Here is a 22,697-nt window from a genome sequence, read left to right as displayed (position 1 = left end):
AGGGGTGCACGCATAATGATAGAGCGCCTTATCTTCCGTGTGTGCTCGCCGTGTCTGAATCGGCGGGTACGGTAAGAGACGCGAACCGCCTCCAGCGCGGTTCGAGGGAGTCGAAGGTGCAGGTCGCCGCGTTCTGCGGCGGCGCAGGAACCTTTGACCGCGCTATAGCGCCCGCCCGATCTTTATTCTGAAGATTTTCAGGGCTTACAACCAAAGGAATTGTAGTTGGCAAAAAATATTGTTGTCACCGATGAGTTCGGCACGGCATCGACCGCGCCGGAACTGGCAAATTTGAAGGTCGCGCAGCTGCGCGTCCTGGCTCAGCAGCTGGGTATTCGTGGCTACCTGAAGCTGAAGAAGGCGGAGCTGGTTCAGGCTCTGGAGGAGCACCAGCGTGGTGGCGCCGTAGCTGCCCCGGCCGCTCCGAAGGCCGAGACCCCCGCCGAGAAGACTTCCGAAAAGCCCACCGCGAAGGCCGAGGAGAAGGCCGCCGAGGCCTCCGCTGAGGCTCCCGCCGAGGGTGAGAAGGACTCCGAGCCTGTTCAGAAGACTCGCCGTACCCGCCGTACCCGCGTCCAGAAGGATGCTGAGGCACAGGCCGAGAAGGCAGAAAAGAGCGAGTCCGAGGGCTTCGAAAAGTCTGAGAAGTCCGAGAAGCGCACCCGCTCTTCGCGTTACGAGACCCCCGCTCAGAAGCGTGCTCGCGCTCGCCGCGCCGCCGAGGGTCAGGAGGCCCCCGAGGCCTCCGAGAAGGGTGAGAAGTCCGAGAAGTCCGAGAAGCCCGAGAAGCGCACCCGCCGTAGCCGCAAGGACGAGAAGCCCGCAGAGCTTCCCCCGCTGGATGTGCGCGCCGAGCTGGCCGCGGAGCGTATCTCTGAGCGTTCCGAGCCGGGCGATTCGGCTCCGAACTCCTCCGAGCTGAAGGCATCCACCGCCGATGGCACCGCAAGCCTGGACAGTCTGAACGCCGCCCTGGACATGACCTTCGGCGCCGTTGACGGCGAGAAGAGCTCCAAGCGCACCCGCACCCGCGAGCGTCGCCGCGATCAGGACGGCGAACGCACCGAACGCGCAGAGCGTACCGAGCGCCGTTCCAAGCGTGACCGTCAGGCCGAGCGCGCAGAGCGTGCTGAGCGTAAGAACTCCGAGCGTACCGAGCGCCGTTCCAAGCGTGACCGTCAGGCCGAGCGCACCGAGAAGCAGGCTCGCCGCCGCGAGGAGAACGAGCCCCGCCTGAACGAAGACGATGTGCTGGCACCGATTTCGGGTGTGCTGGACATCCTCGACAACTACGCGTTCGTGCGCACCACCGGCTACCTGCCGGGCACCAACGACGTGTACGTCTCCCTGGCCCAGGTGAAGAAGTACAACCTGCGTAAGGGCGACCACGTGCTCGGCGCGATTCGCGTGCCGCGCGAGGGCGAGTCGAACAGCCGCCAGCGCTTCAACGCCCTGGTTCAGGTTGAGGCGATTAACGGTCAGAGCGTTGAAGAGGCCGCTAACCGCCGCGTGTTCTCCAAGCTGACCCCGCTGTACCCCAAGGAGCGTCTGCGCCTGGAGACCACCCCGAAGAAGCTGGGCACTCGCGTGGTGGACCTGGTGTCCCCGATCGGTAAGGGTCAGCGTGGTCTGATTGTCTCGCCGCCGAAGGCCGGTAAGACCCTCATGCTGCAGTCCATCGCGAACGCGATTACCGTGAACAACCCGGACGTGTACCTGATGATGGTCCTGGTGGACGAGCGTCCTGAAGAAGTGACCGATATGCAGCGCACCGTCAAGGGTGAGGTTATCGCCTCGACCTTCGACCGCCCCGCCGAGGACCACACCACGGTTGCCGAGCTGGCTATTGAGCGCGCTAAGCGCATGGTGGAGCTGGGTTACGACGTGGTCGTGCTGCTGGACTCCATGACCCGCCTGGGCCGCGCATACAACCTGGCGGCTCCCGCATCCGGTCGTATCCTCTCCGGTGGTGTGGATTCTGCCGCACTGTACCCGCCGAAGAAGTTCTTCGGTGCCGCCCGCAACATTGAAGAGGGCGGTTCGCTGACCATTCTGGCTACCGCCCTGGTCGAGACCGGCTCGAAGATGGACGAAGTGATCTTCGAGGAGTTCAAGGGCACCGGTAACATGGAGCTACGTCTGTCCCGCCAGCTGGCCGACAAGCGTATTTTCCCGGCCGTGGACATCAACGCCTCCGGTACTCGCCGCGAAGAGAACCTGCTCTCCCCGGACGAAATCAAGATCATGTGGGGTCTGCGCCGTGCCCTGGCCGGCATGGAGCCCGAGCAGGCCCTGGGCGTTCTGACCAACCAGCTACGCAAGACCGAAAGCAACGTGGAGTTCCTGCTCACGGTGCAGAAGAACGGCCTGCGCCTGGTCGACTAAGACCCGTGTTTCACGCGCCCCACCCCGGTACGACGGTGGGGCGCGTGAGGCGTTCACCCGTGCCTCCCAGCGAGGCGCCCCGTCAGGGGAGTGACGAATTCTAGTGCCCGCCCGTGCGGCGTAAAGTGCGGGAGATGGAAGAGAGAATGTTTGAATCTATTCAGGTTCTGCTGGACGAGCACGCTGACCTGCAGAATCAGCTGGCCGATCCCGCCGTGCAGTCGAATCAGGGTAAGGCACGCCGAGTGGGCCGCCGCTACGCGGAGCTGACCGGTATCGTGACCGCCTACAACAAGTACACCTCGCTCAAGGACGACCTCGAGGCCGCTCGCGAGATGGCCGAGGAGGACCCGGAGTTCGCCGCGGAGATTCCCGGCCTGGAGGAGGAGCTGGAGGTAGCTCAGGAGAAGTTGCGCCGCCTGCTGATTCCGCGTGACCCGGACGATGGCCGCAACGTCATTCTCGAGGTGAAAGCCGGTGCCGGTGGTGACGAGGCCGCCTTGTTCGCGGGTGACCTGTTGCGCATGTACATGCGTTACGCCGAGCACAAGGGCTGGAAGACCGAGATTATCTCTTCGACCAGCACCGACGTGGGTGGTTACAAGGACGCCCAGATTGCTATTAAGGGCTCCTCGAACGAGCCGGCCGAGGGCGTGTGGGCGCACCTGAAGTACGAGGGTGGCGTGCACCGCGTGCAGCGTGTTCCGGCGACCGAGTCTCAGGGCCGTATTCACACTTCCGCCGCCGGTGTGCTGGTGTTCCCCGAGGTGGATGAGCCCGAGGAAATCGAGATTAACCAGAACGACCTGAAGATTGACGTGTACCGTTCTTCGGGCCCCGGTGGTCAGTCGGTGAACACCACCGACTCGGCGGTGCGTATTACCCACCTGCCGACCGGTATTGTCGTGGCGATGCAGAACGAGAAGTCTCAGCTGCAGAACCGTGAAGCCGCGATGCGCGTGCTGCGTGCGCGACTGCTGGCTCACCAGCAGGAGCAGATTGACGCCGAAAACGCGGCACACCGTGCTTCGCAGGTACGCACCATGGACCGTTCGGAGCGCATCCGTACCTACAACTTCCCGGAGAACCGCATCGCCGATCACCGTACCGGCTACAAGGCATACAACCTGGACGCCGTGCTGAACGGTGACCTGGAGCCGGTGGTTCAGTCCGCTATTGAGATGGACGAGGCGCACCGCCTCGCTCAGGTGGGCCAGGAGCAGAAGTAATTCTGTGCAGAAGTAACTCTGTACAGACGTAGGTTCTGTATAACTTTCACTTGTTAGTGGCTTTGGGTTTGCGTTAGCAGACCGGTATAGGCGCGTGAGTTTAGCTTGATCGCTGAACTCGCGCGCCTTTTTGCGCCCTGTCGCCGGGAGCTGAGTGGTGAATGACCAAACGCCGCGCGCGTTTGAAAGCTTCACCCTAGACTGGAGGTGTAGCTAGCGTTGGCGGGGTTTATCGCGAGTGATAGCCCCGGTAACGGTGTTCTTTGAAAAACGAATAGAGAAAAGATGGAAGCCGCTTTAGGGATGCCGGGCAACGTAGTCCGGCACCGGTAATTTTTGAGATTTCGATACTGATAATTTTGGTTAGCTATTGAGCGAAAGGCAGAGAATATGGGCGTTATTGTTGACCTTCAACCGGGTGATGGAATCCTTGCCGAATTTAGCGACGGTAATGATGGTAAGGACGGCAGGGGACTAGTGGTTTTGGAAGTTGCTGCGGTTGAGGGCTCGAAGTTCTCGGCACGCTTGCTGAACCGTTCTCGTCTTGGTCGGACTGCCGATTATTGGGATGATCGGTACGTCTTTACCGGCGAGGTGAGGGAAGATGATCCCCTGAAAGTTTGGTTGAAGTGTTACGACTGGGAAGGCAAGGAATTTGATGGTTATATGTCGCTCAGGTATGCGTTCTATTTGGGGGCGCCCCTTGACCAGACTACTGTCACAATGATGACGAGGGACGGAATCGGCCGAGAAATTGTGTGCAGGACCGGAGATGATGTGTTGACCTCTGACGGCCCGCGTGTTGTGAAGGCTGTCTACGAGAACGTGGTTGTGGTGAAGGACCATAACTATGTTTATCTCGGCAGGTATCTGCAGAAGAAGCTGGGTTCTGACCACTGGCCGGATGCTAGGCACCGGCAGACGTGGAACTTTGGCGGTGCGGTGGCTTATATCCTGCCGATTACTCCGGAGGTGGCGAACTCCTTGAACGCTCTCAAGCATTCAAAGGAATATGCGGAGCTTCAAGAGGAGCATCCGGAGCTTTTTGAAGGAATATACAGTGCTGGGAGCTACTGGTTCCGCTCGTATTTTCCGCCGCTGGCTGATGAACCGTATCCTTCCGAATTGCTGAACGCTACTGCGCCTCAGATGCTGTTGGCGCTGGTGGATTCGGGGTACTTCTTTTACAAGCACACCGATCTTTCTGCCCCTGATAGCGTTCAACCCGATGACCCGTTGAAGGTTTACCCGTCCTGGTACGAGGAACGAGACGCGTGGAAAAGTATGAGGCGTAGGGCAGCCCGCGTAGTAGCAGATTGGATGGAATCGCTAGCTAATGTACTTCGCGAGAAGACTGGGGAAGCTACTTCGTTCGAGGCTCGGCTATGGGAGGAACTGTCCTATCTGCAGGGAACATACGAATACCAGTCGACTGGGGTTCCCGGTGAAAAGTGTGATGTGGACTGTGACGCCAAATGCTGGCGTTGTGCCGGAGGCGACCCGAACTATCGGGGTGAGGACCTCTGGTACTAGGGGGAGCGTCTATGAGATATCCCCGTAGCGCATAGCGTAGAGGAGGGGCGGTCGTGACAGGCTGTTACGGCTGCCACCCCCCCCCCGACCCCGACCGCCTCCAGCACAAGGGAAGACGCCTCCCTCCTTATTGGGGGGGGGGAAAAAAAAAAGACCCGGGGAGCGGGAACACGGACGGGAACAAAATTACAGAGTGTGCAGCTGAGAGAGCTAGGAGAGAAAGGGCCAGAGGACATGGGAATTATCGTAGATCCTCAACCGGGAGACGGATTTCTTATCAAGGTTAGCGATTCCAATGATGGCAAGGGCGGTACAGAGCTACTCGTTTTGGAAGTAGCCGCAGTTGAGGGTTCTTTGTTTTCTGCGAGGTTGCTGAATTCGGCTCGGCTGGATCTTGACTGGAAACGGGGCGAAGAATACGAGGTTTTTATTGGCAAGATTATTGAAGACGATCCCCTCCGCCTCGAGCTTAAATACTATGATTCGGCGGGTGAATTAGTGCCTGATAGGCTTGAGAGTTATTCTGCGATTTACCTTGGGGCACCTGTCAAACAGACCCGGGTCACTCTGACGACGGAGGATGGGTACTATCGACATATCGTATGCCGTTCAGGAGATGATGTGCTTACTTGGGGAGGCTCGCGCATCGTAAAGGCCGTCTATGAGGGCATGGTGGTGGTGGACAACCACAGTTACGTCTACTTGGATGCTCCTCTGCACGAAAAACTAGGTGTGAATCATTGGCCTGAGTGCAGGCATCGACAGACTTGGAATTTTGCCGGTGCAGTTGCGCAGATTCTCCCTATCACCATCGAAGTAGCGAGTGCTTTGGATTCTCTGAGGCAATCTGCTGAGTATGCTAGCCTGCAGGAAAGTCACCCTGAGCTATGGGATTGGAGGCGATACCCCAACCTTGGCTGGTTTTATTCAGAGTTCCCCTCGGTCTGGGAAGAACCCTATCCTGGCGAATTGGTGGGACACTCTGCCCCTCATATTCTTCTTGACCTGGTGGATTCGGGGCGCTTCTTCCGTAAGGACCATCCCTACTATTCCTTTGAAGAACCGGACGATTTCTTGGACCGAAAATCTGGGGAACGAACAGAGCTAATGTTGAACGCAACCCGCGCGGTGACCGACCGGTTGGAAGCTTTGGCAGACCTCCTGCGTGAGAAGACCGTGGACACCACTCCCTATGAGGCGTTGTTGCGGGAGAACGTAGCTCGGCTCAAGGAAACGAAAGAGTATATATGCACGGGTGTCCCTAATGAAAAATCTCGGGCTCATTCCTTCTATGGCGGGTATAGCCCGCCCTTTGGGAAATGTCGAGAGCTATGGTGACGCCTGCTACCTGCAGGTATATTGCTGCTCCTCGTACTGCCCCTCCCTATCGGGGGGGGCATAATGACGAGCGCAGAGATGAAATAGCTAGATATTGTGTAACGTTATACGTAGATAGAGAAAGGACAAAGAACATGGGTGTTATTGTTCAGCTTCAACCGGGTGATGGAATCCTTGCCCGAATTGTGGATTTCAGTGATGGCAAGGGCGGAACAGAGCTACTGGTCCTCGAAGTGGACACTGTAGACGGTGACCAGTTCACCGCTAAGATGCTGCATGATGCGCAACTGGGTGAACCGTGGGTGACTGAGTGCGACGGGCGGTTCGTATTTAGCGGCACGATTCTAGAACACGACCCTTTTAAGGTCGACCTTCGATACCACGATACCGAGGGACGTTTTGAGGAAAGGGGGGTAAATATTGAACAGGCTCTTTACCTAGGACCCCCGGTCAATGAGACTGTAGTAACCGTTGCAACCCCCATTAACCCGCGTCGAGATATTCCGTGTCATGCGGGAAACTACGTGTTGACCGGAGTAGTTCCTTGGATTCCAAAGGCCATTTACGAACACGTGGTAGTGCCTGAACACGGTATGTTTATCTACATGCACACCCACATGCGCGAGCAGCTGAGTCGTATAGTGAGGGTGCATAACTGGCCTGCAATCACCTATGAACGCACCACCAACTTTGCGGATGCAGACTGCCATATAGTCCCCGTATCGGCTGAAGTGGCACATGTTCTCAAGAAGATGAAGGGATCCCCCGAGTATAACGATCTCGACTATGGCTGGTTCTCTTATCTTGAGAGGTGGGAACACCCCCAAGTCCATTTATCGAGTGCGTGGCCGAACGGCATGTACAAGAACTTCTTGAACAAGCCGGCTATTTCCGAATTCATGGAGGCGGAAGGGCCGCATCTGATTCTCTGCCTGGCGGATACCGTGGACTTCTACATGAAGAAGGGCTGGCGGAACAACCTGCGCGAGAAGTATGAAGACCAGGGTAAGTATTCTGACGAATACTTGAAGCTGGTTTGCATGGCAACCCGAGTGATTGCCGACCGTATGGAATTCCATGCGAATGACATTTATAGCTACCTGGAAGAAACCAGCCCCTTTGAGCTGCTACTTCGGGAGAGCATCGCGCTCCTCAAGGAAACCCCGGAGTATCAGTGCGTGGGTGTTTTCGGTGAGAAGTGTGAAGAATCCTGCGATTCTAGCTGCCCTGCATGCCGCGGCGGCGAGTTCCGTCGAGAAGATCACTTGAGTGACCAGGACGACTCGAGTTCGCTACCGAGGCTCCGACCTTCCGAACTCGGCATGGTCACTGTGCTGGGAGCTTGCGATAGCGCGCCCGTCGAAGAGTCAGAGGAAGAATCGGATGAGGACTCCGAGGGTAATTCCTAAAAGGGGATAATTTCTAAAGGTAGAAGAGAGCGTAAGGAGAGCTCATGAAGGTGAATGTGCATGACCCGCGCGGGGAAGAACTCGCGCAGGTACTTGTGCGCGCCACCGCGGCGCTGGCGCAGGTGCCCAGCCCCCGCGTCGATGCCGAGCTACTCGCCGCGCATCTGCTCTACGACGGCTCACGCTCGCACCTCCAGCACGCAGCGCTCATGGGGGAACGGCTCACCCCCGACCAGGTCGCAGAGTACGAGGCACTGGTCGCTCGCCGCGCCTGCCGCGAACCGCTGCAGCACATCACCGGCTCCGCTCCCTTCTACCGCCTAGAACTGGCAGTCGGACCGGGCGTATTCGTACCCCGGCCCGAAACGGAACTGCTCGTCGAAGAAGCCCTCAAGGTGCTGAGCGCACGCGCCGAGTCGGCGACCGGTCAGTTGCGCATCGTCGACCTGTGCACAGGGTCCGGCGCCATTGCGGCGGCGGTCAAGAGCGAATTGCCGAACGCCCAAGTCTTCGCGGTGGAGCTCTCCGAAGAGGCCATCCCCTACGCCCGCAAGAACCTGGAGTCGCTCGGCGTGCACCTGGTGCAGGGGGACGCCCTCACCGCCCTCACCGAGCTGGCTGGCCGCTTCGACGCGGTGCTCTCCAACCCGCCGTACATTCCGCCGGCGAACGTGCCCGCCGCCCCGGAGGCCGCCCTGCACGACCCGGAGATGGCGCTGTACGGCGGGGGAGCGGACGGCATGAAGATGCCCTCCGCCATCGCCGCGCGCGCCTACGAGCTGCTGGCCCCCGGAGGCTTCTTCATGATGGAGCACGACGACACCCAGGAAGAAGCCGTCGCTGAGCTCCTGGCGCGCGTTGGCTTCGAGCGGTGCTACCCGGTACGGGACCTGAACGGCAGGCCCCGGCACAGCGCGGGCTACAAACCTGCCGCCGCAGGCTCCTAGCATCGGGGCCGACTCCTAGCCTCCGAGCCGGGCGGGGCCACCGAACGGAGCCGCCGCGCATCCTAACCGTCGTATCAGCCGCCGACGAGGCGCGACGCGTCAACCCCGTGACGCGCACCCTCCCCGGCGTATCGCCGCAATCCATAAAACGTGAGACAATATAACCCGTGACTGCAAAGCTGTACCCCGTAACGACTGAAACCGAGACCCGCGAGGCGCTGGACGCCGCCCGCGAGGCCCTCAAGGCGCACGACACGATTGTGATGCCCACCGATACCGTCTACGGTATTGCCGCCGATGCCTTCTCGCATCAGGGCGTTGCCAAACTGCTGGCAGATAAGGGCCGCGACCGCACCATGCCGCCGCCCGTACTCATCTTTGATATCGCGGCGCTCGCCGGCGTGGTGGATGACGTTCCGGACGACATCTACGACCTGGGCTACCGTTTCTGGCCCGGCGCGCTGACCGTTATTCTTCACGCCTACCCCTCGCTGAGCTGGGACCTGGGCGAGACCCGAGGCACCGTCGCGGTGCGTGTTCCCGACGACGAGTTTGCCCTGAAACTGCTGACCGAGCACGGCCCGCTGGCCGTCTCGAGCGCTAACAAGACCGGCCAGGAGGCTGCTGCGACCGCCCAGGCCGCCATGGACTCCCTGGGCGAGGACGTCGCGGTGATTATTGATGGTGGCCCCCGCCCGAAGCCGCACGAATCAGAGCCCAACGAGGACGGCGTCACGGTGGTGACCGAACGCGAGCCGGCTCCCTCGACCATCCTGGACTGCACCTCGTTCCCCTACGTGGTGGTGCGCGAGGGCGCGATTCCCGTTGAGGAGCTCCGCGAGGTGATCCCCTCGATTCTGACCCGCGCCGAGGCCGACGAACAGGCGGCCCGCAAGGTTGAGGAGGCACAGGGCTCATCGCAGAGCGCGTCGAACACCTCGGACGCCTCCCAGCAGGTGCTGGACGAGCAGGAGGGCCTGGACGAAGCCTACGAGCAGTGGGACAGCACCCACACGGTGAGCGGCGAACCCGCCCGCCGCGCCGAGGCACCCGCGGCTGGTTCGATTGCCGCCTCCCTGCTGGGCGCTACGAGCGCGCTGGGTTCGGGCTTCGGCATCACCTCGGTGGACCAGGAGCGCTCGCGCGGCTACCGCGACAACACTCCCAAGCCGATTCGCGCGGATGAGCCGCGGGTTCAGCCTGTCCCTGCCGATACTGCCCGCGCCCTGGTCTTTGGCGAGGCACCCGCCGCCCCGAAGACTGAAGCGAAGGCTGAGCAGAAGAAGACCGAACCTGAAGCCAAGGCCGAGGCTGATGCTAAGACCGAGGCTGATGCTAAGACCGAGGCTCCGGAAGCCGCCGAGGATCACCTGTAGGCCCGGCCACGGTTAAAACTCCGTGAGTAGAACTCAGGAGTAAAACTTAAGGGAACGCCCGATATATCAACAGATATATCGGGCGTTCCCTTATGCTATCTCGCGCGCGTTAGGCTGCTTTCTCGCCGGAGGCGGCGCCACCTAGCTATTGGCGAAGCGGCGGTCCTTCTTCTTACCCAGTGCCGTGTGGGCGGTGCGCAACACCTCGCGCACGCGCGGGGTGGGTAGCAGGTTGTTCTTGCGGGCCCAGGAATCGTCAATACCCTGACCGAACCACATGACCTCGACCTTACGCACGGAACCGGAGAACCTATCGTTCATGAGCTCCGATACCTTGTAGCCGGCCTTGATGGCCGCGCGGCAGAGCCACTCGGGCAGGTGATGGGGCTTGCGGCGGCCCGCATCCAGCGAAGCGGAGGCGACGGTTGCGCCTTCCCAGGGCTGCAGCACGATGGTGGGCAGCTCGCCGGGGAAGGTTCCGAGCATCACCACGAACTCGGCCAGCGCGTACACGCTGGAGACGGGGGACTTACCCTGGCCCGCACCGGCCACCGATGCGAAGGGGGAGGAAGCCATCTTGGCAAAGAGCTCGGTCGTGCGGCGGCCGCGACCCTGAACACTGGTTGCGCGCAGGATGCACAGCTCCGGTGCGCTCTCGGGATGCTCCTCCAGGAAGTAATCCTGCAGGTCGAGCAGCGCTTCCTCGCCAAGGGTCTTGGAGAACGAGTAGGCGCTGAAGGGCGCGGTCTCCTCGGATGCGTCGAGTACGGGGCGGGGGCCCTGCACCGCGGCAGAGGAGAGATGAATGACGCGGCGCACGCCGGTGCGCTGGGCGGCAATCGCGATGACAGCCGGCAGCAGGGCGTTCGCGCCCATGAGCGGGGGCAGGTCCTGCATGTTCGGGGCGGCGAGGCCGGCGGCGTTCACCACGACCTGCGCGCTGGCGAAGGCTTCTGCGAGGGAATCGATGATGCCCTCCAGCTGTTCTGCCTCGTCGATAATGCTGTCTACGTCAAGGGAGCGGGTGGCGAGGCGGGGCGCTTCAATGGGATCGACGCTGATCCCCTCTGCGTTCAGACGCGCAACGATGGCGGAGCCAACAAAGCCGCTGGCGCCAATGACTTTCCACCTGGATTCGGACATGTCTTTACCTCTCAAAAGCCCGCGGTCGGTGCGGGGAAAAACAGGGTCATTTCAACTTTCGCATATTTGCACCGGTTATGGTGAATTGTTGGGGCGGTGACCGGTTTTTGGTCGCTTTTTCGCACGACGGGCACAGCTCGGGCACAGGGGAGCCATCGAAAACAGCCTTGAAAACATTGGCTGAACGGCACCTTGCTTCGCCGCGGGCCGTAATACCAGCTCGTAACCTGCGCCTCCACCTAATCCTTAGAGGTTATTCACCCTCTGGCGAAGGGTGAACTGCCGCGGGGCCGGCGCAATCCGACATACGGAAAAACAACCGATTGAGGTTGAATATGCGTCATAATGGGTGCGTTAGTGGGGAAGATTCACCTCGAGGTGAAGACCCCGGTAAAATGGTCACTTTGGAGAGTTATATCCTCATCCAGTAGCGTCGCGGACACCGCCGAAACACCCGGTCCCCGCACGGAGAAGGATATGCCTCAACGTTGAACGGATAAGGTGCCTCGGCGCCGCGGAGGGAGAACACTATGGCAGAACAGCACAGCAACCGACCCGCGCCTACCCAGCACCCCGCCGAACATGACGGTCAGCACGAACCCCGCACCGTCGCGGTGGTCGTAACCTACAACCGCCGCGATTTGCTTCCCAAGACCCTGGCAGGCATCGCCTCGGGCCGGATGCGCCCGGTCGCCGTGGTCATCGTCGATAACGCTTCCACCGATGACACCGCCGCATACCTGGACTCCCTGGAGTACGACCTGCCGGTGGACCGCATTACCCTGCGGCAGAACATGGGCGGCGCCGGCGGTTTCGCGGTGGGCATCGACCGCGCCCTGGAACGCCACAACCCCGACCTCGTGTGGGTCATGGATGATGACACCGAGCCGACCGAGAACACCCTGGCCGAAGCCGTTGAGGCGTGGCTCGGCTACTCCGAGGTCCCCGCCGAACGCCCCGCGGTGGTGGCCTCTCGCGTGGTGTGGACGAACGGTGAGGACCACCCCATGAACACCCCTCGCACGATGTTCGCGGCGGGGGAGCAACGCCACGCCCGCGCCCGCGCGGTGGGGGCCCGCCCGATTCGCAGCGCCTCCTTCGTCTCGATTCTCATGGACGCGCAGGTCATCCGCCGTAACGGCGGCCTGCCCATCGCCGAATTCTTCATCTGGAACGACGATTTCGAATTCTCGACCCGCCTGATTCACCACCGCGACGGCATTGCGGTGCCTTCCTCGGTGGCGAAGCACCACACCAAGACCTTCGGCACGACGAACGCCAACCCCGGCCCGCGCTTCTATAACGACGTGCGCAACAAGCTGTGGGTGTTTACGCGCTCGCGTACCCTGAACCCGCTGGAAAAGCTGCTCTACGGTGGTTCTTCGGCCCGCCTGTGGGTCTCCACCCTGCTTCGTACCGACGACCGCCGTACCTACCTGGAGTACTTCCTGAACGGTCTGCGTGACGGCCTGCGCCCGACCACCCCGAACCGCCGGGTGCTGGAGGGCATCTACCCGCTGACCTTCCCGGGGCGCTACGGCGTTCCGGCCTCGAACCCCGAGCCGGTCGTGACCGGGAACGCCGGGGCCGCTGGATGCGTGAGCTCCGCCCCCGACTTCTCGGTGCTCATGAGCGTGTACGCGAAGGAGAACCCCGCGTACCTGGAACAGGCGCTGGAATCGAATCTGCTGAACCAGACCCTGCGCCCCTCCGAGCTCGTGCTGGTCCTGGACGGTCCGCTCACCCCCGAGCTGCGCGCCGTGGTGGACCGCTGGGGTGCCCGCGCCGAAAACCTGGATTGCCCACCGATTCAGCTCGTGGAGCTACCGCAGAACGTGGGTTTGGCCGAGGCCCTGAACGCGGGTCTGCGGGCCTGCAGCTACGAGCTGGTGGCGCGCGCCGATTCTGACGATATTTCCGAGCCCACCCGCTTCGCCGAGCTGATTCCGGCCCTGGCCGCGGGTGGCTACGCGCTACTCGGCTCGGCCATGCTCGAGGTCAACGAGAACAACTCGGCGGTTGAGTCGGTCCGCGAGGCCATCGTCGAGCCCAAACGACTGCTCCGCGCCATGGATTCGCGCAACCCGATCTACCACCCCTCGGTGGCATTCCGTAAGAGCGCCGTGCAGACCCTCGGCGGTTACGAGTACGTGCCCGGTGCCGAGGACTGGTGGCTGTGGATGCGCCTGCGCGACGCCGGCTACCGCCTGGGCAACCTGCCCGCACCTCTCGTGCGCTACCGCGTGGGCGCCGGCGCCTACACGAAGCGCGGGGGAGTGGACGCCTGGAAGCAGGACTGGGCGATTCAACGCCGACTGTACACGGGCCACGCCATTTCGAAGGCCCGCTGGGCGCAGAACATGGCGGTGCGCAGCGTGTACCGCTTCGTGCCCGAATCCCTGCGCCGCAACGCTTTCCGCGCGCTGTCCACCGTGGCCGCACGCGCATCCTCTACTCGCTCATCTTCGGACCGTTTCACCGGTGCCGCATCTGAAGGAGGCTTTTAATGGCCCAGCTGAAATCTGACGCCCACGAGGCGGTACGACGTGCTGCTCAGCGCGGCACGCTGATGACGGAGGGCGATTCCGGAGCCGTTCTGGTGAATCGTCTGTACGAGCGCAAGCCGTGGTGGCTGATTGCGCAGGCGCTGATTGACTCGAGTGCCTGGGTTCTTGCGGTGCTGTTCGCGTACATGCTGCGCTATAGCGTGCTACTTAGCAATGGCTCGGTGTTTGACATCATCCACCCCATTTCGCTGACGATTACGGCCGCCGGGGCGGTGCTGCTGCAGCTGATTTTCGGTTTGGCGGCAGCCAAGATTTATAACGGCGTGTACTCCTACGGATCCTTTGACGAGTCGTGGCGCGCCGCGGCGGCGGCGCTGAGCACGGGCGTGGTGCTGACCGGTTTCTCCTTTGTGGATGAGCTTGTTGGCCTGCCGCACATTCCACACAGTGTGCCCGCGATTGCCGCGGCGTTCAGCCTGATTATGATGGCAGGTGCCCGCATGGCCAAGCGCGTCTACACCGAGCGCGGCGCGGTGCGTGAACTGACGGGCGAACCGGTGATCGTGTACGGCGCCGGTTTCATCGGCGGCATGGTGATGGATTCTATGCTGCACGATGAGGAGGCGAAGCTGCGCCCCGTGGCGGTCTTCGACGATGACCCGCTGAAGGCCGGCACTAAGTTCCACGGTATCCAGGTGATTACGACCTACCGCGAGCTTGAGCGCGCGATTCGCGAATCGGGCACTCACAAGGTGATCGTCACGATTTCCGATATGCCGGAGGACTATTTTGAGGCCTTCTGCGAGCGCATGCGTCGCCTGAAGGTTGAGGTGCAGCGCATCAGCAGCGCGAACGCCCGCCTGATGGGTGAGCGCCTGGTGAACGCGAGCGATAACGACCTGATGCGCGTAATCCGCGGCGAGATTAACTACGATATCGATCGCGATATCCTCCGTTCGTACCTGCACGGCAAGCGCGTTCTGGTGACGGGTGCTGGCGGTTCGATTGGTTCTGAGCTCTGCCGCCAGATTAGCGAATTTGAGCCTGAGACCCTGATGATGCTTGACCACGACGAGACCCTGTTGATGGACACCAAGGTGTCGATTACGCACGAGTCAAGCCTGGACGACGACCGCATTATCCTCGCGGATATTCGCGAGGGCGATACCCTGCTGGAGATTTTCCGGGAGCGCCGCCCCGAGGTGGTGTTCCATGCCGCCGCGCTGAAGCACGTGTCGGCGCTGGAGGCCTACCCGCAGGAGGCCTGGAAGACGAACTCCCTGGGCACCCTGAACGTCTTGCGTGCCGCCGAGGCCGTGGGCGTGAAGACCTTCGTGAACGTTTCGACCGATAAGGCGGCGGACCCGAAGACGGCCCTGGGCCAGTCCAAGCGCGTGGCGGAGCGCCTGACCGCGTACTTTGGCGAGAAGACCGACAACACCTACGTTTCGGTGCGATTCGGCAACGTGTTTGGTTCGCGCGGCTCGATTAAGCCGCTCTTCACCAAGCAGATTCTCTCTGGCGGCCCGATTACCCTGACCGATAAGCGCGCGACCCGCTACTTCATGCTCATCGCGGATGCCTGCCTGCTCGTGATGCTGGCCGGTGCGATTGGCCGTCCGGGCGAGGTCATGGTGCTGGACATGGGCCAGCCGGTCAAGATCCTGGACGTGGCCAAGGCTATGCGCCAGGCCTACGAACGCTACGACGTTGAAATCAAGGAGATTGGCCTGCGCAAGGGCGAGAAGCTAGACGAGACGCTCTTCGGCGATACGGAGAAGCTCGTGCCCAGCGAGGAGAACCGCTACATTTCACGCTCGAGCGCGCCGGCCCTGAACCCGGACGAGCTGGATTACGAGCTGTGGATTCAGAACTACCGCGAGCACAGCGGCTACGAACGCCACGGCCTGGAGCGCGCGCCCGATCCGCGCACCCTGGAGAACGCGCAGACCTTCTAACCGACCGGCTCTTCGACGCCGCCCCTATCGGAGCGTCTTCCCGGCGCCCCGGGGTCGGCGGAGCCATACGATAAACACATTCACGAGACAGTACGACCCGGAGCCATCATGACCTCCTTTCCCGAGCTAACGAGCATTTTCGTTCTTGCGGTGATTGCCGGTGCCCTCCTGCCCTTTGCGGTGCGTCCGATTCTGCATCGCTACAACATGGTGGACATCCCCAACGAACGGTCCTCGCACACCACGCCGACCTACCGCGGCATGGGCCTGGCGACGGCCGCGGCGACCCTGCTGGCTTTCCTCGTGGCGACCCTGCTGGGCTGGACCTACCGCTCCGCCGAGTCCCTGCAGCTGGCCATCACGATTGCCGCCGCCATGCTTTTCTCCCTGGCCCTGGGCTGGCTCGAAGATATTCGCGGCGTGAGTATCGTTCGTCGCGCTGCCCTGCAGCTGGTCATCGGTGTGCTGGTGAGCGTCAGTTTCGCGACGGTTCAGGGTACCAACCCGCTGCTGGTGGTGGTCGGTGCCGTGTTCATCGCGGGCTACATTAACGTGGCCAACTTTATGGACGGCATCAACGGCATCTCGGGTGCTCACGGCCTGGTGGCCGGTTTGGCGTACGCGCTGACCGGTTGGATGGTCAACCTGCCCTGGCTGGCTATGGGGGGTGTGGCGGTGGCCGGCGCGTACCTGGCATTTCTGCCGTGGAACGTGCGCCCGGGCAAGAACGTCTTTCTGGGGGATGCCGGTTCCTACGTGCTGGGTACGGCCCTGGGTACTCTGGCGGTGGGCGCCTGGTTTGCTGACGTTCCGGTGCTGCTGGCCTTCGCTCCTCTCGTTACCTATCTGGCCGATGCCGGTTCGACTCTCTTCCGCCGCTTCATGGCGGGGGAGCAGTGGTACAAGCCGCACCGCACTCACGTATATCAGCGCCTGACGGACGTGGGCTTCAGCCACCTGGGATCGACCGCAGTGGTCACGGGCGTGACGATTTTGGTGTGGGTCCTGCTGGCCTTCGCCTCCGACCTGTACACCTCGGGTGCTGGTTTTGCCGCGCTCGGCGTGGTGCTTGTGGCGCTCGCCGTGCTGGCCGTGTACCTGCGCATGCCGCAGCTTTTTGGTGGTGAAGCCCCCAGCTCAACGATTGACCTGACGAAGGCGGCGAAGGGCGGCTCCTCTGCCGAGGCCGGTACCCCCTCGTCGGCTTCTCCCGCGGAGCAGCCGGCAGCCCCGAAGAAGGCGGGTCGGGGCACCTCGTCTTCTTCTGCGACCGGTGTTCCCGCAACCCCGGAGCGGGTGGAACCGACCTCTCTGCATCCCGCGCCCATCATTCCGGACTCGGTGAAAGATTGCGCGGAGCAGCCTTCTAATGAGCACTCTTCTGCGCCTCAGTCGAAACAGAACCGTGGGGAGAAACACTAATGGTGTCTAGGTCGCCACAACCTCAAAAGGAGGCTGTAGCAGAGCCTGTCTGGAGGCGCGTGGTGGACGTTCTGTGGTATCCGCCGGCGGAGCGCAAGAAGCAGCAGAAACGCCGCCGAGAGCGTGCTCAAGCAGGTTTGAAGGCCTCTTCTTTCGAGAGTCAAGAGCTTTCCTGGAAATTTTTATTCTACAGGGTATCGGCTTACTCTCTACTGGCTTGGTTGGGCGGTATGATGAGTGCGTACCTGTTTGCGGGCCCTGTGGGCGCGCTAGGAATAACATTGGGCTTTCTGATAATCTATATATGCTTCACTCTGGGCGTATTGGTTATGTTGGTTGCTCCCATTTTCGACTGGGGCGTACCCAAATCGCTGGTGGTGAGCTATCTTGTGAAGATTGCCCTGCTCGGTCTGGTGTTGATGTTTGTTCCGTTCCCAGAGAACCTGAGGCACGGTTGGACTCTCGCAGGCGCATGCACCGGCGTGATTCTGTGGATTGTTATTGAGACAGTCAGCATTGCACGATTGAGAATTTTGTACTTCGACACCGACTCGGAAGACCATAGTCGGTAACACGATAGGTGTTTGAAAGGAATATACGTTTGGCCGAGGAGAAGAAGTGGTGGGACGGAGATCGAAAGCTCCGCACCACCGGAGAATTGGTATCCGGCGGAGGTCTCTCCGGCGCCGTGATGTCAATTCTCTACCTGATCATCGGCGTTGCGGTGTGGGGAGGTATTGGTTACCTCGGTGACCTGGTCTTCTCCACCACCTGGATGGTATGGGGTGGCGTCTTAATCGGCGCCATCGGGGGTTTAACCCTCGTCTTCACCCACATGACCAGGCAGAATAAAGACCGTTAGGTCATTGAACGCGGACCGCTAGGTCACACATTCATCCATGTAGTTAGCATGTCAGTCACGCAAGAGCTGGCATGGGCTCTTGATAGCCACAAGCAGCAAGAAAGGACTTGCTTTGATCGAGAACGGGTTGATCCTCGCGGAAGCCGGGGCCTATGTTCCGCCAAACCCCGAAGACATGCATCTTCCCCCCTTCTTCACCATTGGTGATTTCGCCTTTGGTAAGCAGAACGCGCTGGTGCTACTCTCCGTGGTGATTATTGCGGTCTTCTTCCTCACCGCAGCGCGCAAGCGTGCCATGGTTCCCGGAAAGACTCAGTTCATCGCTGAGTCCGGCTACCTGTTTGCTCGCAACACCCTCGGCAAGGAAACCCTGGGTGTTCAGCACTACAAGCCTTTCGTCCCGATTCTGTTCGCCTCCTTCTTCTTTGTTCTGGTGAACAACCTTTACGGCGCGATTCCGTTCATCCAGCTGCCCTCCTTCTCCCACCCCGGTAGCGCCTACGCGCTGGCTGGCGTGGCATACCTGACCTGGGTCGGCGTGGGCATCAAGCGCAAGGGCCTGGGCGGCTTCTTCAAGGACATCACCATGCCTGCGGGCCTGCCGTTCTGGATCTACCCCATTCTGATCCCGATCGAGTTCTTCTCGAACATGCTGATTCGTCCCGCAACCCACGCACTGCGTCTGTTCGCCACCATGTTCGGTGGTCACCTGGCGCTGATGGTTGCCTCCAGCATGGTGACCTACATGGTTGAGGCTCTTGGCGGTATCGGCTACCTGGCCGCCATCGCTCCCGGCGCCCTGGGCCTGTTCCTGTACTTCCTGGAATTCATGATTCAGTGCATCCAGGCGTATGTGTTCGCTCTGCTGCTGGCTGTGTACCTGCAGGGCTCGGTTTCTGAGGGTCACTAGTCAGTTTGCTGACACTCTAAATTTTTTATTAGGTTTTCGCGTTCGGGGCTGGGGTACCGGCTCCGGACAAGAATAAAGCAACCCACACGTTCATTGTGCGGGCTATAACTCAAATCAAACTCTGCTCTGTTCGGATATGTTCCCGGTTGAGCACTGTTGAAAGGAAAAATAATGGTTGGTTCCATCACTGCGGTTGGCTACGGTCTGGCAGCTATCGGCGGCGGCATCGGCGTGGGTCTGGTCTTCGCGGCTTACATGACCAGCGTTGCTCGTCAGCCTGAGTCTCAGAAGACTCTGCAGCCCATGCTGTTCCTGGGCTTCGCACTGGTCGAGGCACTGGCAATTCTGGGCCTGGTTCTCGTCTTCATCAAGTAACCGGCTCCGCCACATCCTAAACGACCCATCCCATAGAACAGGATTCCCTCCATGATTTATCTGGCAAGCGAAGGGGGAGCGGAGGCAGCTTCGAACCCCCTCATTCCCGACGTCGGGGAAATTGTCATTACCCTCATCGGATTCCTGATCCTCTACTACATCGTTGCTAAGTACGTCGTCCCGGCGTTCGAGAAGATCTACCAGGACCGTAAGGAAGCAATCGAAGGTGGCCTTGCCAAGGCCGAGAAGGCACAGGCAGAGGCTGCAGCGGCTCGCGATGAGTACACCCAGCAGCTCGAAAGCGCTCGACTGGAGGCTCAGAAGATTCGTGAAGAGGCACGCGCAGAGGGCGAGGCAATCATTGCCGACGCTCGCGAGCGTGCAACCGCTGAAGCACAGCGCATTAGCGATAACGCGCTGAAGGCTATCGAGGCAGAGCGTGCGGCAGCAGCAGTGTCCCTCCGTTCCGAGGTTGGCACTCTGGCTACGACCCTTGCCGGCAAGATTGTGGGCGAAGCCCTCAACGATGATGAGCGATCGGCCCGTGTGGTAGATCGTTTTCTTGCTGACCTTGAAACCGAGAAGCAGAACGCAGGTGCGGCTCGGTAATGGCAGGAGTATCTACTGAATCACTGAGCAAGGTGGAAGAGGTTCTGGAAGCCCACGCTTCCCTGCAGCCTCTGAAGCTTGCGGGCGAGCTTTTCGCACTGGTCGACGTGCTCGACCACAACGGCACCCTTCGCCGCGCCGTCACCGATTCTTCGCGTGACGCAGCGGCCCGCCAGGGAATCGTCAATTCCGTTTTTGACGGCAAGATCTCTTCGCAGGCCATGGCTGTACTCACCAACGCGGTGGCTCAGCGCTGGTCCGAGGATTCCGACCTGGCGGATGCCCTGGAACGTGCAGCGGTGCTCGCCGTGATCGCATCGGCTCAGTCTCGCGGTGGCGTGGATGCCCTGGACGAGGTACTCAACGAACTACTCACCTTTGTGCGTACCGTTGATTCCAACGCTCAGGCGCAGGAAGCGCTGTCCGACCATCAGGCAAGCAAAGAAGCAAAGAAGAAGCTCGCCGTGGCGCTCGGTGGCCCCGCCACCACCGCCGAGGGTGTGCTTCTGCTCGAACGAGTTGGCTCTAATCCTCGTGGCCTTCACGCCGCGCGGGCTGCCGACGAGTTCGCAGAAATCATCGTCAAGCGACAGAACCGTTACATTGCGCGCGTTACCAGCGCAATCAACCTGTCGCAGGCACAGCTTGAACGTCTCGGTCGCGCACTCAACGCCGTGTACGGCCGCGAGCTGAAGCTCGACGTTTCGGTGGATCCCGCCGTTCTGGGCGGTTTGCGTGTTCAGGTGGGCGACGAGGTGATCGACGGTACCGTCGAGACCCGTATGTCCGACCTGTCTCGTTCCATCGGCTAGCGGCTCAAGCTAGCGACGCTGAACCGTTCGTCGCAACGGTGATTTAGAAGATACCTCGGGTAGGCGGGTGCGCGGCGTATGCCTCCTCCAACGCGGAGGCGGCATGGCCCGCCCGTTGAACCCGGATTGCAAGTTTCGGTTAGTTCCGTTGATGGAACGTAACCACAATGAGAGAGCAGGGACACAAGATGGCCGAACTGACCATCAATGCCGACGATGTCCGTAATGCGCTGAACGAGTTTGCAGCGTCTTACGAACCCGGCAATGCAGAACGTGTTGAGGTGGGTCGAGTTGTATCGGCCTCCGACGGTATCGCTCGCGTCGAGGGCCTTCCCTCGGTGATGGCGAATGAGCTGCTTCGTTTCGAAGACGGCACCCTCGGCCTCGCACAGAACCTGGATACCCGCAATATTGGTGTGATTGTCCTGGGTGACTTCACCGGTATTGAAGAGGGTCAGGTTGTACACCGCACCGGTGAGGTTCTCTCGGTGCCCGTTGGCGACGCGTACCTCGGTCGCGTTGTTGACCCCCTGGGTAACCCGATTGACGACCTGGGCCCCATCGAGGCTGAAGGCCGCCGCGCACTGGAGCTGCAGGCTCCCGGCGTGACCCAGCGTAAGTCGGTTCACGAGCCGCTGCAGACCGGTCTGAAGGCAATTGACTCGATGATTCCGATCGGCCGCGGTCAGCGTCAGCTGATCATTGGTGACCGCCAGACCGGTAAGACCGCTATCGCGATCGACACCATCCTGAACCAGAAGGACAACTGGGCTTCCGGTGACCCGGACAAGCAGGTTCGATGCATCTACGTGGCCGTTGGCCAGAAGGCATCCACCATTGCGGCTGTCCGCCACACCCTGGAGACCCGCGGCGCGCTGGAGTACACCACCATCGTGGCATCTCCCGCATCCGACGCAGCCGGCTTCAAGTACCTGGCACCCTACACCGGTTCGGCTATCGGCCAGCACTGGATGTACGGCGGTAAGCACGTCCTCATCATCTTCGACGACCTGTCGAAGCAGGCAGAAGCATACCGCGCCGTGTCCCTGCTGCTGCGTCGCCCGCCGGGACGTGAAGCATACCCCGGTGACGTCTTCTACCTGCACTCCCGCCTGCTGGAGCGTTGCGCTAAGCTCTCCGACGACCTGGGCGCAGGCTCGATGACCGGCTTCCCGATCATTGAGACCAAGGCAAACGACGTTTCCGCCTTCATCCCGACCAACGTCATCTCCATTACTGACGGCCAGATCTTCCTGCAGTCCGATCTGTTCAACGCTAACCAGCGCCCGGCAGTGGACGTCGGTATCTCCGTGTCCCGCGTTGGTGGTGCCGCACAGACCAAGGCTATGAAGAAGGTCTCCGGTACCCTGAAGCTGGAGCTGGCACAGTACCGTGCAATGGAAGCGTTCGCGATGTTCGCATCCGACCTGGACGACGCCACCAAGGCTCAGCTGACCCGCGGTTCCCGCCTGACCGAGCTGCTGCGTCAGCCGCAGTACACCCCGTACGCCGTCGAGGAGCAGGTTGTCTCCATCTGGGCCGGCACCAACGGCTACCTCGACGACATTGAGGTCTCCGACGTGCTGCGCTTCGAGGCAGGCTTCATCGAGTACCTGCGTCACAAGACCTCGGTCCTGACCGACATTGCCTCCTCCGGCAAGCTTGAGGACGACACCGTTGCCGCTCTGAAGACCGCGGTGACCGAGTTCAAGCAGGGTTTCCAGTCTGAGGGCAGCAGCCACCTCGTCGACGCAGGTCACGAGGAGCACAAGGCAGCTCGCGATAGCGACATCACCCAGGAAACCATCGGTTAGCGATTAGTCCTCGCTCCCTGCCCGCCCCGGCTCTAGGGTCGGGGCGGGGCAGACGAGCAGGAGAAAGG

At 61.0% G+C, this 22,697-nt stretch carries 18 protein-coding genes; 17 read left to right on the top strand and 1 reads right to left on the bottom strand.

The window, feature by feature from the left end:
- The first annotated feature begins 225 nt into the window (after nt 1-225).
- The 7 genes from rho to ADJ95_RS06340 all read left to right on the top strand — a co-directional run bounded on the left by rho (nt 226) and on the right by ADJ95_RS06340 (nt 10,217).
- Nucleotides 226-2,385: a transcription termination factor Rho gene (rho, locus tag ADJ95_RS06370; RefSeq protein ID WP_049333692.1), complete on the top strand. Its 2,160-nt coding sequence runs from the start codon at nt 226-228 to the stop codon at nt 2,383-2,385.
- 146 nt (nt 2,386-2,531) lie between these two features.
- On the top strand, nt 2,532-3,614 hold the full coding sequence (prfA, locus tag ADJ95_RS06365; protein ID WP_049333690.1) for a peptide chain release factor 1: 1,083 nt from the start codon (nt 2,532-2,534) through the stop codon (nt 3,612-3,614).
- A 390-nt stretch (nt 3,615-4,004) separates the two neighbouring features.
- Complete coding sequence (locus ADJ95_RS06360; protein WP_049333689.1) at nt 4,005-5,147, top strand: hypothetical protein; 1,143 nt, start codon at nt 4,005-4,007, stop codon at nt 5,145-5,147.
- Nucleotides 5,148-5,381: 234 nt separating this feature from the next.
- On the top strand, nt 5,382-6,485 hold the full coding sequence (locus tag ADJ95_RS06355; protein WP_049333687.1) for a hypothetical protein: 1,104 nt from the start codon (nt 5,382-5,384) through the stop codon (nt 6,483-6,485).
- 134 nt (nt 6,486-6,619) lie between these two features.
- Complete coding sequence (locus ADJ95_RS09390; protein WP_049333685.1) at nt 6,620-7,894, top strand: hypothetical protein; 1,275 nt, start codon at nt 6,620-6,622, stop codon at nt 7,892-7,894.
- A 44-nt stretch (nt 7,895-7,938) separates the two neighbouring features.
- Nucleotides 7,939-8,841 (top strand): peptide chain release factor N(5)-glutamine methyltransferase, encoded by a 903-nt coding sequence (gene prmC, locus ADJ95_RS06345; protein ID WP_049333684.1) that lies wholly within the window; start codon nt 7,939-7,941, stop codon nt 8,839-8,841.
- 167 nt (nt 8,842-9,008) lie between these two features.
- Nucleotides 9,009-10,217 carry an L-threonylcarbamoyladenylate synthase gene (locus ADJ95_RS06340; RefSeq protein WP_049333682.1) on the top strand — a complete coding sequence of 403 codons (1,209 nt, stop codon included), beginning with the start codon at nt 9,009-9,011 and terminating at the stop codon, nt 10,215-10,217.
- Nucleotides 10,218-10,358: 141 nt separating this feature from the next.
- On the opposite strand, the gene ADJ95_RS06335 is transcribed toward ADJ95_RS06340, so the two are convergent.
- The gene (locus ADJ95_RS06335; protein WP_049333680.1) at nt 10,359-11,360 is read right to left on the bottom strand and encodes an NAD-dependent epimerase/dehydratase family protein; all 1,002 of its coding nucleotides are present in this window, start codon (nt 11,358-11,360) and stop codon (nt 10,359-10,361) included.
- A gap of 530 nt (nt 11,361-11,890) precedes the next feature.
- On the opposite strand from ADJ95_RS06335, the gene ADJ95_RS06330 reads away from it, so the two are divergent.
- The 10 genes from ADJ95_RS06330 (at nt 11,891) to atpA (ending at nt 22,629) form a co-directional block, all read left to right on the top strand.
- Nucleotides 11,891-13,867, top strand: a complete 1,977-nt coding sequence (locus tag ADJ95_RS06330; RefSeq protein WP_049333678.1) for a glycosyltransferase — start codon at nt 11,891-11,893, stop codon at nt 13,865-13,867.
- Nucleotides 13,867-15,825 carry a polysaccharide biosynthesis protein gene (locus tag ADJ95_RS06325; protein WP_049333676.1) on the top strand — a complete coding sequence of 653 codons (1,959 nt, stop codon included), beginning with the start codon at nt 13,867-13,869 and terminating at the stop codon, nt 15,823-15,825. Before ADJ95_RS06330 ends, ADJ95_RS06325 begins: the two co-directional genes overlap by 1 nt.
- 108 nt (nt 15,826-15,933) lie before the next feature.
- The gene (locus ADJ95_RS06320; protein ID WP_049333674.1) at nt 15,934-17,247 is read left to right on the top strand and encodes an MraY family glycosyltransferase; all 1,314 of its coding nucleotides are present in this window, start codon (nt 15,934-15,936) and stop codon (nt 17,245-17,247) included.
- A gap of 59 nt (nt 17,248-17,306) precedes the next feature.
- A complete protein-coding gene (locus ADJ95_RS08985) occupies nt 17,307-17,819 on the top strand; it encodes a hypothetical protein (RefSeq protein WP_152691719.1) in 513 nt (170 codons plus the stop codon).
- A gap of 29 nt (nt 17,820-17,848) precedes the next feature.
- Nucleotides 17,849-18,109 carry a hypothetical protein gene (locus ADJ95_RS06310; protein WP_049333673.1) on the top strand — a complete coding sequence of 87 codons (261 nt, stop codon included), beginning with the start codon at nt 17,849-17,851 and terminating at the stop codon, nt 18,107-18,109.
- A 112-nt stretch (nt 18,110-18,221) separates the two neighbouring features.
- Nucleotides 18,222-19,019: a F0F1 ATP synthase subunit A gene (gene atpB / locus ADJ95_RS06305; RefSeq protein ID WP_049333671.1), complete on the top strand. Its 798-nt coding sequence runs from the start codon at nt 18,222-18,224 to the stop codon at nt 19,017-19,019.
- Nucleotides 19,020-19,190: 171 nt separating this feature from the next.
- Nucleotides 19,191-19,394: an ATP synthase F0 subunit C gene (gene atpE / locus ADJ95_RS06300; RefSeq protein ID WP_049333669.1), complete on the top strand. Its 204-nt coding sequence runs from the start codon at nt 19,191-19,193 to the stop codon at nt 19,392-19,394.
- Nucleotides 19,395-19,445: 51 nt separating this feature from the next.
- The gene (locus ADJ95_RS06295) at nt 19,446-20,003 is read left to right on the top strand and encodes a F0F1 ATP synthase subunit B (protein WP_049333667.1); all 558 of its coding nucleotides are present in this window, start codon (nt 19,446-19,448) and stop codon (nt 20,001-20,003) included.
- Nucleotides 20,003-20,815 (top strand): F0F1 ATP synthase subunit delta, encoded by an 813-nt coding sequence (locus tag ADJ95_RS06290; RefSeq protein ID WP_049333666.1) that lies wholly within the window; start codon nt 20,003-20,005, stop codon nt 20,813-20,815. The genes ADJ95_RS06295 and ADJ95_RS06290 overlap by 1 nt, the downstream gene beginning before the upstream one ends.
- Nucleotides 20,816-21,003: 188 nt before the next feature.
- The gene (gene atpA / locus ADJ95_RS06285; RefSeq protein ID WP_049333664.1) at nt 21,004-22,629 is read left to right on the top strand and encodes a F0F1 ATP synthase subunit alpha; all 1,626 of its coding nucleotides are present in this window, start codon (nt 21,004-21,006) and stop codon (nt 22,627-22,629) included.
- The last annotated feature ends 68 nt before the right edge of the window (nt 22,630-22,697 follow it).

This window comes from Rothia mucilaginosa, from assembly GCF_001061665.1.
In the GTDB taxonomy this organism is placed as follows: domain Bacteria; phylum Actinomycetota; class Actinomycetes; order Actinomycetales; family Micrococcaceae; genus Rothia; species Rothia mucilaginosa_A.
Note: the sequence above shows the minus strand (reverse complement) of the source record. Positions and strands in the feature narration are given on the sequence as shown.